Annotated in this window: 15 protein-coding genes; 5 read left to right on the forward strand and 10 right to left on the reverse strand. The window is 75.4% G+C overall.

Annotated features, from left to right (window positions below; genetic code table 11):
* Window positions 1–51 precede the first annotated feature (51 nt).
* The 5 genes from rpsK (at window position 52) to BM048_RS07515 (ending at window position 4,119) form a co-directional block, all read left to right on the forward strand.
* Window positions 52–453, forward strand: a complete 402-nt coding sequence (gene rpsK, locus BM048_RS07495) for a 30S ribosomal protein S11 (protein WP_090031956.1) — start codon at window positions 52–54, stop codon at window positions 451–453.
* Between the two features lie 162 nt (window positions 454–615).
* Entirely contained in the window at window positions 616–1,629 is a 1,014-nt protein-coding gene (locus BM048_RS07500) for a DNA-directed RNA polymerase subunit alpha (RefSeq protein ID WP_090031958.1), read from the forward strand.
* An 86-nt stretch (window positions 1,630–1,715) separates the two neighbouring features.
* Window positions 1,716–2,324 (forward strand): 50S ribosomal protein L17, encoded by a 609-nt coding sequence (gene rplQ / locus BM048_RS07505; RefSeq protein WP_090031960.1) that lies wholly within the window; start codon window positions 1,716–1,718, stop codon window positions 2,322–2,324.
* A gap of 159 nt (window positions 2,325–2,483) precedes the next feature.
* Entirely contained in the window at window positions 2,484–3,233 is a 750-nt protein-coding gene (locus tag BM048_RS07510; RefSeq protein WP_090031963.1) for a TetR/AcrR family transcriptional regulator, read from the forward strand.
* 4 nt (window positions 3,234–3,237) lie between these two features.
* Entirely contained in the window at window positions 3,238–4,119 is an 882-nt protein-coding gene (locus BM048_RS07515) for an alpha/beta fold hydrolase (RefSeq protein WP_239078965.1), read from the forward strand.
* A gap of 31 nt (window positions 4,120–4,150) precedes the next feature.
* Here the strand turns inward: BM048_RS07515 and BM048_RS07520 are convergent, their stop codons facing one another.
* The 10 genes from BM048_RS07520 to BM048_RS07565 form a co-directional block, all read right to left on the reverse strand.
* On the reverse strand, window positions 4,151–4,930 hold the full coding sequence (locus BM048_RS07520) for an ROK family protein (protein ID WP_239078964.1): 780 nt from the start codon (window positions 4,928–4,930) through the stop codon (window positions 4,151–4,153).
* Window positions 4,931–4,955: 25 nt separating this feature from the next.
* Window positions 4,956–5,897 carry a hypothetical protein gene (locus tag BM048_RS07525; protein ID WP_090031965.1) on the reverse strand — a complete coding sequence of 314 codons (942 nt, stop codon included), beginning with the start codon at window positions 5,895–5,897 and terminating at the stop codon, window positions 4,956–4,958.
* A gap of 92 nt (window positions 5,898–5,989) precedes the next feature.
* Complete coding sequence (locus BM048_RS07530; protein WP_090031967.1) at window positions 5,990–6,907, reverse strand: ABC transporter permease; 918 nt, start codon at window positions 6,905–6,907, stop codon at window positions 5,990–5,992.
* Complete coding sequence (locus BM048_RS07535) at window positions 6,897–7,781, reverse strand: ABC transporter ATP-binding protein (RefSeq protein WP_090031970.1); 885 nt, start codon at window positions 7,779–7,781, stop codon at window positions 6,897–6,899. The genes BM048_RS07530 and BM048_RS07535 overlap by 11 nt, the downstream gene beginning before the upstream one ends.
* Window positions 7,778–8,917, reverse strand: coding sequence for an ABC transporter substrate-binding protein (locus tag BM048_RS07540; protein ID WP_090031972.1), 1,140 nt, complete (start codon window positions 8,915–8,917; stop codon window positions 7,778–7,780). Before BM048_RS07540 ends, BM048_RS07535 begins: the two co-directional genes overlap by 4 nt.
* Before the next feature lie 61 nt (window positions 8,918–8,978).
* On the reverse strand, window positions 8,979–10,337 hold the full coding sequence (locus BM048_RS07545; RefSeq protein ID WP_090031974.1) for a sulfate adenylyltransferase subunit 1: 1,359 nt from the start codon (window positions 10,335–10,337) through the stop codon (window positions 8,979–8,981).
* Window positions 10,337–11,284 (reverse strand): sulfate adenylyltransferase subunit CysD, encoded by a 948-nt coding sequence (cysD, locus tag BM048_RS07550; RefSeq protein ID WP_217644261.1) that lies wholly within the window; start codon window positions 11,282–11,284, stop codon window positions 10,337–10,339. The genes BM048_RS07545 and cysD overlap by 1 nt, the downstream gene beginning before the upstream one ends.
* A complete protein-coding gene (locus tag BM048_RS07555; RefSeq protein WP_090031978.1) occupies window positions 11,281–12,087 on the reverse strand; it encodes a phosphoadenylyl-sulfate reductase in 807 nt (268 codons plus the stop codon). The genes cysD and BM048_RS07555 overlap by 4 nt, the downstream gene beginning before the upstream one ends.
* A complete protein-coding gene (locus BM048_RS07560; protein ID WP_090031980.1) occupies window positions 12,084–12,263 on the reverse strand; it encodes an eL43 family ribosomal protein in 180 nt (59 codons plus the stop codon). The genes BM048_RS07555 and BM048_RS07560 overlap by 4 nt, the downstream gene beginning before the upstream one ends.
* Window positions 12,260–13,948 carry a nitrite/sulfite reductase gene (locus BM048_RS07565; protein WP_090031983.1) on the reverse strand — a complete coding sequence of 563 codons (1,689 nt, stop codon included), beginning with the start codon at window positions 13,946–13,948 and terminating at the stop codon, window positions 12,260–12,262. Before BM048_RS07565 ends, BM048_RS07560 begins: the two co-directional genes overlap by 4 nt.
* Window positions 13,949–14,280: the final 332 nt, after the last annotated feature.

A 14,280-nucleotide genomic window follows, 5' to 3' on the forward strand; every position in this document is an offset into this window, starting at 1 on the left:
GCACGCGCGCGACGCGCGCCCTCGTCCAGCTGAGCCCGAAGAGAGAAGCGAATGCCTCCCAAGTCCCGCACCGCCGTGCGCAAGCCGCGCCGCAAGGAGAAGAAGAACGTCTCCCACGGCCAGGCGCACATCAAGAGCACGTTCAACAACACGATCATCTCCATCACGGACCCGTCGGGTGCGGTGATCGCCTCCGCCTCGTCCGGCCAGGTCGGCTTCAAGGGCTCCCGCAAGAGCACCCCGTTCGCCGCCCAGCTGGCCGCGGAGGCCGCCGCGCGCCGTGCGCAGGAGCACGGCATGCGGAAGGTCGACGTCTTCGTCAAGGGTCCGGGCTCCGGCCGCGAGACCGCGATCCGCTCGCTGCAGGCCACCGGCCTCGAGGTGGGCTCGATCCAGGACGTCACGCCCCAGGCGCACAACGGCTGCCGCCCGCCGAAGCGCCGCCGCGTCTGACGCACCGACCACGGCACCGCGTCCGGTGCGCGGGCCCCATCAGGGGTCCGTGCACCGGCGCGGTGCCACCTGCTGTCCACCGGCCCGGTGGACCGAGACCGGGCCGGCCCCGTGGTACTGCGCGGCGTCATATGGCGGACGCCCGCTGAGAGGATCTCCACCGTGCTGATCGCACAGCGCCCCACCCTGACCGAAGAGGTCATCTCGGAGCACCGCTCGCGGTTCTCCATCGAGCCGCTGGAGCCGGGCTTCGGCTACACGCTCGGCAACTCGCTGCGCCGGACCCTGCTGTCGTCCATCCCGGGCGCGGCGGTGACGTCGATCCGGATCGACGGCGTGCTCCACGAGTTCTCGACGATCCCCGGGGTCACCGAGGACGTCACCGAGATCATCCTCAACATCAAGAACCTGGTCGTCTCCTCCGAGAACGACGAGCCCGTCGTCATGTACCTGCGCAAGCAGGGCGCCGGCAAGGTCACCGCGGCCGACATCGTGCCGCCCGCGGGCGTCGAGGTGCACAACCACGACCTGCACCTGGCCACCCTCGGCGACAAGGGCAAGCTCGAGATCGAGCTGACGGTCGAGCGCGGCCGTGGCTACGTGTCCGCCAACCAGAACAAGTCGTTCGACGCCGAGATCGGCCGCATCCCGGTCGACTCCATCTACTCGCCGGTCCTCAAGGTGACCTACAAGGTCGAGGCCACGCGTGTCGAGCAGCGCACCGACTTCGACAAGCTCGTCGTCGACGTGGAGACCAAGCCGGCCATCACGCCGCGCGACGCCCTCGCCTCCGCCGGCAAGACGCTCGTCGAGCTGTTCGGCCTGGCGCGCGAGCTCAACGTCGAGGCCGAGGGCATCGAGATCGGCCCGTCGCCGACGGACGCGGCCCTGGCCGCGGACCTGGCGCTGCCGATCGAGGACCTGACGCTGACCATCCGGTCCTACAACTGCCTCAAGCGCGAGGGCATCCACACCGTGGGTGAGCTGGTGGCCCGGTCCGAGGCCGACCTGCTGGACATCCGCAACTTCGGTGCGAAGTCGATCACCGAGGTCAAGGAGAAGCTCGGCGAGCTCGGTCTCTCGCTCAAGGACAGCCCGCTCGACTTCGACCCCACCGCGGCCGCCGCGTACTACGGCGACGACGAGGTGGACTTCACCGAGGACGAGCAGTACTGACCACCGGGGACCGCGACCGGGGCTGAGCCTGCCGCTCGGTCCCGGGGCGCGGGACGCAGAACACCAGAACCCAAGGAGCAACGACCATGCCTCAGCCCACCAAGGGCGCCCGCCTCGGTGGCGGACCGGCCCACGAGCGGCTGATCCTCGCGAACCTCGCGACCCAGCTCTTCGCCCACCGCCGCATCACGACCACCGAGACGAAGGCCAAGCGCGTGCGTCCGCTGGCCGAGCGCCTCATCACGTTCGCCAAGCGCGGCGACCTGCACGCGCGTCGCCGCGTCATGACGGTCGTGCGGGACAAGGGCGTCGTGCACGAGCTCTTCACCGAGATCGCGCCGGCGGTCGCCGAGCGCCAGGGCGGCTACACGCGCATCACGAAGATCGGCCCGCGCAAGGGCGACAACGCCCCCATGGCGGTCATCGAGCTCGTGCTGGAGCCGCTGTCGGCCAAGCAGGGCGTCGTCCGCGAGGCGACCCGTGCCGCCGCCAAGGCCGCGCCCGCCGCCGCCCCGGCCGCCGAGCCGGCGGACGCCCCCGTCGAGGAGGTCGTGACGGACGACGCTGCGACCGCGGACTCCGGCGCGACGGCGGACGACGCGACGGCGGCCCCCGCGGAGGCGACGGAGACCGAGCTGGCGGCCGCCGAGGACGCGGCGCAGCCGGCCGACGACGCGGGCACGACGAAGGCCTGACCGAGACCGGTCGGACCACTACGCAGGGCCCGGGGCGCACGCCCCGGGCCCTGCGTGCGTCCGGGGCGCGGACCCGGTCGGGTGACCGCCGTCGGCCGACGGGTGAGGCGGGTGCCGGGGGATGGCGCCGGTCGCGACCGTCCGCCTACGGTCCCTGACGTGTCCCGACGACGCGACGCGCTGCGCAACCGCGAGCTCCTCCTCCTCGCCGCCGAGGAGGAGTTCCGCGCCCACGGGACGGGTGTCGCCCTCGGTCGGGTCGCCGACCGCGCGGGGGTGGGCCGCGGCACCCTGTACCGCCACTTCCCCGACCGGCAGGCGCTCGTGCGCGCCGTCTACGACCGCCGGCTCGACGAGGTCGCCGTCATCGTGCAGGCGGCCGCCGCGGGTGAGGACGAGGCTGCCGACGGCGCTGCCGACGGCGCTGCCGACGGCGCTGCCGACGGCGCTGCCGACGGCGCGGGGGGCGGCGCTGGGGGCGGTGCGCGGGACGAGCCGGGGGACGTGGCGGCGGCGACCGCCGCCCTGTCCCGCGAGGACGGGACCGCCGCGCCGCGCGCGCTGCCGCCGGGGACCTGGGGGGCGCGCCTCGAGGCGGCGGTGACGGCCCTGACGGGGTTCCAGCAGGACCTGCCGGGGCTCCTGACGGTGATCCGCGCGACGCCGGAGGGGCTCGTGCAGCTCGCCGAGGTGGGTGAGCGCACGCTGGACCTGCTGTCCGAGCCCCTGCGGCGCGCCCAGGAGGAGGGCACGGTGGCCGCCGACGTCACGCGGGAGGACCTGCTCACGCTGTTCCTCATGGTCGTGGCCCTCGTCGAGAGCCTGCCGGCCGCCGCGGTGCCCGCGGCGGTGGACCGCGCGCGGACGGTGTACCTGCGCGGCATCCGGACCCCGGGCACGGCATCCTGAGCGTGTGAGCACGACGGGCGCGACGAGCCCCACGACGGGCCCGGCGTCGGGCCCCACGACAGGCCCGGCGTCGGCTGCGGCGGCCCCGGCGACGGCCGGGCAGGGGACGCCGGCGCCGGTGCCGCCCGGCGTGCTGCCCGTCGTGCTGCTGCACGGCATGCGCACGAGCGGGACGATGTGGCGGGCCCAGCGCGAGGCGCTGGAGCGGCTCGGCATCCCCGTCGCCGCACCCGACCTGCCGGGCCACGGCACCCGGCTGCACGAGCGCTTCACGCTCGAGAACGCCTTCCGCGCCGTCGACGAGGCCGTGGCCGGGCTGGGGCGGCCGGTGCTCCTCGTCGGGCTGTCGCTCGGCGGGTACGTGGGCGCGGCGTGGGCGGCGCGTCGACCGGGGGCGGTGGCGGGGCTGGTCGCCGCGTCGTGCAGCACGCGTCCGTTGCGGCCCGTGGTCGGCGGCTGGACGGTGGCGGCCCACGGCTTCGCGCGGCTGCCGGACCGCGGGGCGGGCATCAACCAGTGGCTCGTCGACCGCACGCTGCCGGCGTCCGCCGCCGTCGACGTAGGTGCGGGCGGGTTCGCGCTCGACGTCGTCGCCGACGCCCTGCGGGCGGTCGGCACCCTGCGGCCGCTGGAGGACCTGGCGGCCCTGGAGGTGCCCGTGTGGCTCGTCAACGGCCGCTTCGACCACTTCCGCGGGGAGGAGCGCCGCTTCCTCGCGGCGTGCCGGGACGGGCGGCTCGTCGTCGTGCCGGGCTCGACGCACCTCGTGAGCCTCGTGCGGCCCGTCGCGTTCACCCGGGCCGTGCTCGACGCCCACGCGGAGGTCGCCGCGACCCTGGCGGCCCGGTCGGCAAACGGACCCGCACAGCCCGCCCGCGGGGCGTGAGGCCGGCCCGGACAGCTCCGGGCCCGCCCCCTCAAGCGCCCAGGGACCAGGCGCGCACACCCCCGACGATCCCCGCCTGGTTGGGCACGATGACGACGTCGTCGCCGAGCCGGTCGAGCACCACGGGGGTGATCTGGCGGGCGTTGCCGCCGCCGAGGTAGAGGCGGTCCCACCAGAAGACGGGTCGCAGCCCGTCCACGACCCGCCGCACGCGCCGCGACCACAGCCCGTCGCCGAGCCGGGCCCGCTCGGTCTGCCCGATGTAGGAGTCGTAGGTCGAGGCGAACCGCAGCGGGGCGTGGGACAGCTCGAGGTGCGGGGCGAGCCGCCCGCCGTCGAACATCGCCGAGCCGAGCCCGGTGCCCAGCGTGAGGACCAGCTCCGTGCCGGTCCCGGAGACGACGCCCGCCCCGTGCACCTCGGCGTCGTTGAGCACCAGCGCCGGCACCCCGAGCCGCGCCTCGACGGCGGCGCGCATGTCGAACCCCGCCCAGCGGGCGACGAGGTCGGAGTCGACCGCCGTGCGGGGCCCGGACCGCGTGACGTAGTGCGGCGTGGCGACGACGACGCCGTGCCGGATCATGCCCGGCATGCCGACGGTCACCCGGTCGGCGGGCGGGAGGCCGGCGGCGATGTCGGCGATGGTGCCGACCAGGCGCTCGGGCGGCAGCGGGTAGGGCGTGGGGACGCGTACCGGCGCGGCGTGCAGGGTGCCGGCCTCGTCGAGCACGGAGGCCTTGATCCCGCCGCCGCCGCAGTCGACGGCGAGCGTGAACGGTGACAGCGCGGAGGGCGACGGCGCGGAGGGCACCGCGACACGCTAGCGGCGGCCGGCGTCAGGCCGCGTGGCGACCGCTGCGGCGCACCGGCAGGGCGAGGACGGCCCGCCGCAGGGCGCTGTCGTCGCCGAGCCCGTCGACGAGCGGCTGGTGCGTCACGCGCTCGAGCGTCCCGTCGGGGGAGCGGTAGTAGACGGCGGGGCTGACCGGGCCGGCGCCCGACGCCGCCGCGGCGCCCGCCAGGGTGAGCATGAGGCGCAGGGCGCCGACGACCGTGCCGGCGTCCTCGAGCGGGTGCACGGCCAGCAGGTGCCGGTTGGGCACGACGACGAGCATGCCGTGCTCGGGCCGCTCGCGGCCGAGGGCGTCAGCGACGAGCGCGTCGAGCACGAGCAGGCGCGAGGCGCCGAAGACGTCGTCGGCGACGAAGACCTCGACGGCGCCGCCGCCCTCGGCGGTCAGGGTGCGGTGCCGGGGCGCGGGCAGCGCGCGCAGGGCGGCCAGCGCCGCCGGGGCCACGGCGGTCCAGCCGCCGTGCGGTCGCAGGTCCACGGGGCCGTGCACGTGCTCGGGGAGGTCGAGGCAGACGACGGCCCGCAGGCCCGGGGCCAGCAGGGGACCGAGGTGCTCGGCGCCCCCGCCGTCCCGCACGTCGGTCGCGTCGTCGGCGACCACCCGCGCGACCGCGCGCGCGAGCACGTCCGGCGTGGCCAACGGCACCGGGGTGGCGCGCACGCGGGCGAGCGTCCGGGCGTGGGCCCGCACCCGCGAGCCCCACGTGAGCCGCGGGTGCCGGCTGAGGGCGTCGGCGAGGGTGCCGACGCCGAAGGTCGTGCCGTCGGTCGTCTCGAGGCGGTCGCCCAGGTGGACGACGTCGTCGACGCCGGCGTGGGCGAGCTCGGCCGCCAGGCGGTCGCGGAGCCAGGCCTCGTCGGGCCGGCGAGCACTGCCGAGCCAGGCGGGGCGACGCTGCCCGGCGGGACGGGAGGAGTGGCGCATACCGGACACGCTAGGCACGCCCCGTCGCCGACGGGCACCCCCGGGGGCGGAGTTCACCCGCGCGGCGGCGCCTCGTCGCCCGGCCGTGCAGGTCAGCCCTTCGTGCCCGTCAGGCCGCGCTGGTGCAGCACGCGCCGCTCGAGCGGGGAGAAGACGAGCAGGTCGACCGCGACGCCGACGAGGAGGATGAGCAGGATGCCGACGAAGACGCCGTCCATCTGGTGCAGCTGCCGTGCCTGGTCGAGGTACTGCCCGAGGCCGATCCCGAGCTGGGGGGAGGCGGCGATGAGCTCGGCGGCCATGAGGGAGCGCCAGGAGAAGGCCCAGCCCTGCTTGAGCCCGGCGAGGTAGCCGGGCAGGGCGGCGGGCAGGAGCACGTGGCGCACGCGGTCGGGTGCGGACAGCCCCAGCACGCGCCCGACCTTGTCGAACAGCGGCGGTACCTGGTCCAGGCCCGAGAGCAGCCCGTTGATGACCGAGGGGACGGCGCCGAGCAGGATGACGGCGTAGATGGCGTCGTCCGTGAGCCCGAACCAGATGATGGCGGCCGGGACCCATGCGACGGAGGGCAGCGACTGCAGCCCCGAGATGAGGGGCCCGAAGCCGGCCCGCAGCAGCCGGCTGCGCGACAGGACGATCCCCAGCACGGTCCCGACGAGCACGGCGACGACGAAGCCGAGCACGCCGCGCGAGACGCTCGTCCAGAGGATGTCCCACACCCGGCCGGTGGTGACGAGCTCCGCGACGGTGCCGGCGACCTCCGTGGGTGCGGGCAGGATGTAGCGCGGCTTGAGCTCCAGGGACACGGCGACCTGCCACACCGCCAGCAGGCCCAGCAGCACGACGACCGGGGGGAGGAGCGAGCGGGCCGTCGCGCGGGCTCCGGGGGCGCGCGGTGCGGCCGTCTCCAGGGCGTCGAGCCCCGCCTCGAGCGCGCGCGTGCCGGTGCGGTCCCCCGTGTGGTCCTCCGTGCGGTCCCCGGAGGACCGCACCTGTGCCTCAGCGGCCATGGCGGCTGATCTCCCCTCGCAGGTGCTCCGTGATCTCGACGGCGAGCTGGGCGACGCCGGGCGACTCGATGCGCCGCGGCTGCGGCAGGTCGACGGCCCACTCGCGGATGATCCGGCCGGGCCGGGAGCTCATGAGCAGCACGCGCTGGCCGAGCCGGACGGCCTCGCGCACGTTGTGGGTGACGAACACGACCGCGAGGCGCTGCTCCGCCCACACCCGCGTCAGCTCCTCGTGCAGGACGTCGCGCGTGATGGCGTCGAGGGCCGCGAAGGGCTCGTCCATGAGCAGGACGGGCGAGTCCTGGGCGAGCGCGCGCGCCAGGGCGACGCGCTGGCGCATCCCGCCCGACAGCTCGTGGACGCGCTTGGCGCCCTGCCCGCCGAGGTTGACCCGCTCGAGCAGCTCGGCGGCGCGGGTCCGCCGCTCGGCGCGGGGCACCTTGCGGGCCCGCAGCGCGAGCTCGACGTTCGCCGACGCGGTCAGCCACGGCAGCAGGGCCGAGTCCTGGAACATGAGCGAGGGCCGGCCCGCCGGCACCTCCACCCGTCCGGCGGTGGGGGTCTCGAGACCCGCGACGAGCTGCAGCAGCGTCGACTTGCCGCAGCCGGACGCCCCGAGCAGGCACACGAACTCGCCCGGGCGGACGGTGAGGTCCACGCCGTCGAGCACGGGCGCCGCGCCCGGGGTGAACGCGTGCGTCACCCCGGTCAGGCGCAGGGCCGCGTCGTCGGCGGGACGGGAGCCGGGCGCACGGGGACCGGTGCTCGTCGTGGTGCTCGTCGTGGTGCTCGTCCCGGTGCTCGTCCCGGTGCTCCCGGTGCTCCCGGTGCCCGTCCCGGCCGCGACGGCCGCCGTCGCGCTGCTGGTGCTCATTCCTCCCCCAGACCGCCGGCGGACACCGGCTCCAGCCCCTGCGCCGACAGCTCGGCGTTGAGGGGACGCAGGTCGTACAGGCCGCCGAGGTCCACCTCGGCGTCGAGCGTGCCCGCCGTGACGGCGTGCTCCATGGCCGCCTGCAGCGAGGCGGCGACCGGGTCCTCCGTCACCGCCAGGTGCTCCCAGGCGGTGGCGATGGTCTCCTCGGACAGCGCCGAGCCCGTCAGCTCCTCGAGCCGGCCGTTGACGACCTCGCGGGCGCCGGCCGGGTCGTCGACCGCGCGGGTGACCGCGGCGACGTGGCCGCGCAGCAGCGCCGCGACCGTCTCGGGGTACTGCGCGAGGTACTCCGTGCGCACGACGAGGTGCGTCGTGACGAACTGCCCCTCGGGCCACAGGTCGCGCTCGTCGACGAGCGTGGTGCCGCCCGCCTCGAGGACGAGGCGCGTCGCCCACGGCTCGGGCATCCAGGCGCCGTCGATCTCCCCGGACTGCAGGAGGGTGAGGGAGTCGGCGTTGGCCGACAGGGGGGCGATCGTCACGTCGCCGCCCCCCTCGACCGACGTCTCGAGCCCCTGCTCGGCGAGCCAGTTCCGCAACGCCACGTCCTGGGTGTTGCCGAGCTGGGGGGAGGCGAGGGTCAGTCCGCGCAGGTCCTCGGCGCTCGTGATCCCCGCGCGGACGACGAGGGACGCGCCGCCCGAGGTCGCCCCCGCGACGATGCGCACGATCTGCCCGTCGCTCTGGGCGTGGGCGTTGATCGTCGGTCCGGGGCCGATGTAGGCGGCGTCGATGGACCCGCCGAGGAGGCCCTCGACCGCGGACGGCCCGGCGTTGACGACCTGCTCGACGAGCTCCGTGCTGCCGAGCTCGGCCGTGAACAGGCCCTCCGCGACGCCGATGAGCGCGGCGGCGTGCGTGAGGTTGGCGAAGTACGCGAGGTTGAGGGTCGCGGCCGTGCCCGGGGTGGCGCCGGCGGCGGGGGCGTCGTCCGAGCAGGCGGCGAGCAGCGGGACCGCGAGGGCGCCGAGCCCTCCGGCCAGGACGGTGCGGCGGGACAGCGGGCCGGACAGCGGACCCGACAGCGTGCCGGGGATCGAGCCGGGGACGGGAGAGGGCTGGCGGGAGGTCATGGGGGCCTTCCAGGGGTGCGACGACGGACGGGACCGGTGCCTACGGGCCGCCCGGGCGCGCTCAGGCGCTCGGACGGCCCCCCGGACACCCGCCGGCGAGGGGGTCGCCGACCATGCCGGCGGCCAGCGTCATGCCGTCGGCCTCGTCGACGAGGAGGAAGGCGCCGCCGTGGCGCAGGGTGGCGTACTCGTCGACCGCCACGGGCTCGGCCAGGCGCAGCGTCAGCCGGCCGATGTCGTTGAGCGCGAACGACGTCGGCGCGGGGTGCCGCTCGAGGGTCGTCACGTCGAGGCCCTCGTCGAGGGAGCGGATCATCGCGCGGACGGTGCGCGTCCCCGTGCGGACCAGGACGCGCTGCCGCGGGGCCGCCGGGGTGTCCCCGAGCCAGCACACCGTGCCGGACAGGTCCTGCGTGACCGTCGCGGGGCGGGTCGCGTCGGCCAGGAGGTCGCCGCGGGAGATGTCGATGTCGTCGGCCAGCCGCAGCGTGACGGACCGCGGCGCCCACGCCGCGTCCAGCGGGCCGTCGGCGGTGTCGATGCCGACGACCGTCGTCGTCCGGCCCGCGGGCTGCACGACGACCGTGTCGCCGACCGCGACGCCGCCCTGCTCGATGCGCCCCGCGTAGCCGCGGTAGTCCGGGAAGTCCGGCGTCTGCGGGCGGATGACGACCTGGACGGGGAAGCGCAGGGGCTCCGTGCGCGGGTCGCGCTCGACCGGGACGGCCTCGAGGTGCTCCAGGAGCGTCGGCCCGTCGTACCAGGGCATGGCGGCGGAGCGCTCGACGACGTTGTCCCCGGCGAGGGCGGACAGCGGGATGGCGGTGACGTCCTCGACGCCCAGCCCCGTGGCGAGCTCGGCGAACGCCCCGGCGTGGGTGCGGAACGTCGCCTCGTCGTACCCGACGAGGTCCATCTTGTTCACGGCGAGCACGACGTGCGGCACCCGCAGCAGCGCCGCGACCGAGACGTGGCGACGGGTCTGCTCCAGCACGCCCTTGCGCGCGTCGAGCAGGACCACGGCGAGCTGGGCCGTCGAGGCGCCCGTGACCATGTTGCGGGTGTACTGCACGTGACCGGGGGTGTCGGCGAGCACGAAGGCGCGGCGGTCCGTGGCGAAGTAGCGGTACGCGACGTCGATGGTGATGCCCTGCTCGCGCTCGGCGCGCAGGCCGTCGGTGAGCAGCGCGAGGTCGGCGGCGGCCAGGCCGCGCTCGGCGCTCACGCGCTCGACGGCGGCGAGCTGGTCGGCCAGCACCGACTTCGTGTCGTGCAGCAGGCGCCCGACGAGGGTCGACTTGCCGTCGTCGACGGAGCCCGCCGTGGCCAGCCGCAGCAGGTCGCGGGCGCGGGCGGCGCCGGCCTGCACGGACTCCTGCGCCGACCCCGTCCGGAGCGGGGCGGTCGTCGTGGTGCCCATCAGAAGTACCCCTCGCGCTTGCGGTCCTCCATGGCGGCCTCGGACATCCGGTCGTCGGCCCGCGTGGCGCCGCGCTCGGTGAGCCGGCTGCCCGCGACCTCGGCGATGACGTCGGCCACGGTCGCGGCGTCGGAGTCCACGGCACCCGTGCAGGACATGTCCCCGACCGTGCGGTACCGCACCTGCCGGCGCTCGACCGTCTCGTGCGGCTTCGGCCCGCCCCAGTCGCCGGCGGTCAGCCACATGCCGTCGCGGGAGAACACGTCGCGCTCGTGCGCGTAGTAGATCGACGGCAGGTCGATGCCCTCGCGCTCGATGTAGAGCCACACGTCCATCTCGGTCCAGTTGGACAGCGGGAAGACGCGCACGTGCTCGCCCGGGCGGTGGCGGCCGTTGTACAGCCCCCACAGCTCGGGGCGCTGGCGGCGCGGGTCCCAGGCGCCGAACTCGTCGCGCAGGGAGAAGACGCGCTCCTTGGCGCGGGCCTTCTCCTCGTCGCGGCGGCCGCCGCCGAAGACCGCGTCGAAGCGGCCCTCCTCGATCGCCTCGAGGAGGGGGACGGTCTGCAGCGGGTTGCGGGTGCCGTCAGGGCGCTCGCGGAGCTTGCCCGCGTCGATCGCGTCCTGCACGGACGCGACGAGCAGCCGCAGCCCGAGCCTCTCGGCGGTGGCGTCGCGGTGCGCGAGGACCTCGGGGAAGTTGTGCCCCGTGTCGACGTGCAGCAGCGGGAACGGCACCGGGGCCGGCCAGAACGCCTTGACCGCCAGGTGCAGCATGACGATCGAGTCCTTGCCGCCGGAGAACAGGAGCACGGGGCGCTCGAGCTCGCCGACGACCTCGCGGAAGATGTGGATGGCCTCCGACTCGAGGTCGTCGAGCTGGGACAGGGCGACGCCGGCGAGGTCCCGCGCCTGCTCGGACGTGCGGTCCGCCGTCACGGCGCTCACGTGTGCAGCCCGCACTCGGTCTTGGCGCGGCCGGCCCAGCGGCCGGCGCGCGCGTCCTCGCCGGGAGCGACCGGGCGCGTGCAGGGCTCGCAGCCGATCGAGGCGTACCCCGCGTCGCGCAGGAGGTTCATGAGGACCCCGTTCTCGGCGGCGAACCGCTGGACGTCGTCGTCGGTCCAGGCGGCGACCGGGTTGAGCTTGACCTTGCCGCGGCGGGCGTCCCAGCCGACGAGCGTGATGTCGGTGCGCGTCGGGGCGTCGGCGCGGCGCATGCCCGTGACCCAGGCGCGGTAGGGCGCCAGCCCCCGCTGCAGCGGCTCGACCTTGCGGATCGCGCAGCAGGCGTCGGGGTCGCGGTCGTGCAGGCGCGGGCCGTGCTGGGCGTCCTGCTGCGCGACCGTGAGCAGCGGCAGGACCGTGCGGACCGTGACGGGCAGCGTCGCGGCGACCGCGTCGCGCGTGCCCAGCGTCTCGGCGAAGTGGTAGCCCGTGTCGAGGAAGAGCACGTCCACGCCCGGCGCCGTCTGCGAGGCCAGGTGGACGAGGACCTCGTCGCCCATGGAGGACGCGACGACGAGATCGTCGCCGAACGTCCCGTGCGCCCAGCGCAGGGCCCGCGCCGCGAGGTCGACGCGCGCCTCGTAGGTGTCCGGCGCGTCGGCCTCGAGGGCGGCGAACCGCGCCTCCGCCTCGAGGGCCAGCGCGCGCAGCGCGTCGTCGGCGGCCGGGTCGTGCCCGGCGACGTGGTCGGCGACGCCGACCCGCGGGGCCGTGCTCGTGCTCGTGCTCGTGGTGCTGCTCATGACCTCTCCACCTGCCCCACCGTCTGGCCGACCCTCTGACCGACCATGCGCAGCGCGAACACGCGCGTGCAGCCGCGGCATTCCCACGTCGCGTGCTCCGGGCCCGCGGGGCGCAGGTCCTCCTCCCCGCAGAACGGGCAGAAGTACGGCACCGCGCGGCCGCCCTCCTCGCTCACCGCAGCACCTCCTCGTCGGCGCGCTGGACCCACTGGGCGAACGTCTCGTCGGCCTCGCGGCCGGCCTCGAAGGCACGGGCCAGGCGCTCGACGTACGCCGGGAGCTCGTCGCCCACGACCTTGTGGCCGCGCAGCTTGCGGCCGAAGGAGGCCTGACCGCCGAGCGTGCCGCCCAGGTGGACCTGGAACCCCTCGACCTGGCGGCCCTCGTCGTCCGTGACGATCTGACCCTTGAGGCCGATGTCCGCGGTCTGGATGCGCGCGCAGGAGTTGGGGCAGCCGTTGACGTTGATCGTCAGCGGGTGCTCGAACGTCGGCAGCGCCGCCTCGAGGGCCGCGACCGTGCGGGCGGCGCGGGCCTTCGTCTCGACGATGGCGAGCTTGCAGTACTCGATGCCGGTGCAGGCGATGGTGCCCCGACGGAACTCGGAGGGGTCGGCGTGCAGGCCCAGCCCCGCCAGCCCGGCGACGAGGGCGTCCACCCGGTCGGCCGCCACGTCGAGGACGAGCAGCTTCTGCTCCACCGTCAGGCGGACGCGGTCGGAGCCGGCGGCCTCGACGAGGTCCGCGACGCGGTCGAGGACCTCGCCCGAGATGCGGCCGACCGTCGGGCTGACGCCGACGTAGAACCGGCCGTCCTTCTGCCGGTGCACGCCGAGGTGGTCGCGGCGGCCCTCCGCCGGGGCGGGGGCGGGCCCGTCGAGCAGGGGGCGGTGCAGGTACTCGGTCTCGAGCACGTCGCGGAAGCGCTGCGCGCCCCAGTCGGCGACGAGGTACTTCAGCCGCGCGCGGTTGCGCAGCCGGCGGTAGCCGTAGTCGCGGAAGATCCCGATGACGCCCGCCCACACCTCGGGGACCTCGGCCAGCGGGACCCAGGCGCCGAGGCGCTGGGCGACGTGCGCGGACGTGGACAGCCCGCCGCCCACCCACACGTCGAAGCCCGGGCCGTGCTCGGGGTGCACGACGCCGACGAAGGACACGTCGTTGATCTCGTGGACGACGTCGAGGTGCGGGTTGCCGGAGATGGCGGTCTTGAACTTGCGGGGGAGGTTGGAGAACGCCGGGTCCCCGACGTAGCGCTCGGTGATGGCGTCGATGGCCGGCGTGCCGTCGATGATCTCGTCGGCCGCGACGCCGGCGACGGGGGAGCCGAGCACCACGCGCGGGGTGTCGCCGCAGGCCTCGGTCGTCGACAGGCCGGCGCCCTCGAGCGCCCGCCAGATCTCGGGGACGTCCTCGATGCGGACCCAGTGCAGCTGGATGTTCTGCCGGTCGGTGATGTCCGCGGTGCTGCGGGCGAACCGGCGCGAGACCTCGGCCACCGCGCGCGTCTGGGCGACGGTCAGCCGGCCGCCGTCGAGGCGGACCCGGAGCATGAAGTACTCGTCGTCGAGCTCGTGCGGCTCGAGCACGGCCGTCCGGCCGCCGTCGATGCCGGGCTTGCGCTGGGTGTACAGGCCCCACCAGCGCATCCGCCCGCGCAGGTCCTGGGGCGCGATCGAGGCGAAGCCCTCCCGGGCGTAGACCTCCTCGATCCGCGCGCGGACGTTGAGGCCGTCGTCCTCCTGCTTGAACCGCTCGTTGGGGTTGAGCGGCTCACGGCTGCCCAGGGCCCACTGGCCGTGGTCCTGGGTGCGCGTCGGCCGGCCCGCGGCGCGGGGGGTCGAGGTGGTGTCGGCCGACATGGTGCGGCGGTCCTCCGGTGGGGGCGGAGGGTGCCGGGGCGCAGGTCCGCGCAGCGTTCACGCGGGTGCTGGCCGTCGGCACCCGCGGAGAGGTCTGAGGGGGTGCGTCAGGGGGTGCCAACCGGCCGACAACAGGCCGGCGCGGCGCAGGCCATCGAGGCCAGACGCATGAGGTCGACGTGCAGGCGCGCGGTGAGCAGCGCAGCGGCGGTCGACATGGCGAGGAGTCTCGCACGGCCGCCCCGGGGGCTGTCACGTCGTGTCCGCCCATTGGATGGGACGAGGTGTCCGGCAAGTGAGACAGGTGCGCGACGGCTACCGTGCTGCCGTGC

This window comes from Cellulomonas marina, from assembly GCF_900111925.1.
Classification (GTDB): domain Bacteria; phylum Actinomycetota; class Actinomycetes; order Actinomycetales; family Cellulomonadaceae; genus Cellulomonas; species Cellulomonas marina.

Bases quoted from the DNA above. Each gene is read 5' to 3' on its own strand.
- rpsK (WP_090031956.1), top strand. From the start codon at position 52: ATGCCTCCCAAGTCCCGCACCGCCGTGCGCAAGCCGCGCCGCAAGGAG.
- BM048_RS07535 (WP_090031970.1), bottom strand. From the start codon at position 7,781: ATGAGCACCAGCAGCGCGACGGCGGCCGTCGCGGCCGGGACGGGCACC.
- BM048_RS07530 (WP_090031967.1), bottom strand. From the start codon at position 6,907: ATGGCCGCTGAGGCACAGGTGCGGTCCTCCGGGGACCGCACGGAGGAC.
- BM048_RS07545 (WP_090031974.1), bottom strand. From the start codon at position 10,337: ATGGGCACCACGACGACCGCCCCGCTCCGGACGGGGTCGGCGCAGGAG.
- BM048_RS07540 (WP_090031972.1), bottom strand. From the start codon at position 8,917: ATGACCTCCCGCCAGCCCTCTCCCGTCCCCGGCTCGATCCCCGGCACG.
- BM048_RS07525 (WP_090031965.1), bottom strand. From the start codon at position 5,897: ATGCGCCACTCCTCCCGTCCCGCCGGGCAGCGTCGCCCCGCCTGGCTC.
- BM048_RS07555 (WP_090031978.1), bottom strand. From the start codon at position 12,087: ATGAGCAGCACCACGAGCACGAGCACGAGCACGGCCCCGCGGGTCGGC.
- BM048_RS07565 (WP_090031983.1), bottom strand. From the start codon at position 13,948: ATGTCGGCCGACACCACCTCGACCCCCCGCGCCGCGGGCCGGCCGACG.
- rplQ (WP_090031960.1), top strand. From the start codon at position 1,716: ATGCCTCAGCCCACCAAGGGCGCCCGCCTCGGTGGCGGACCGGCCCAC.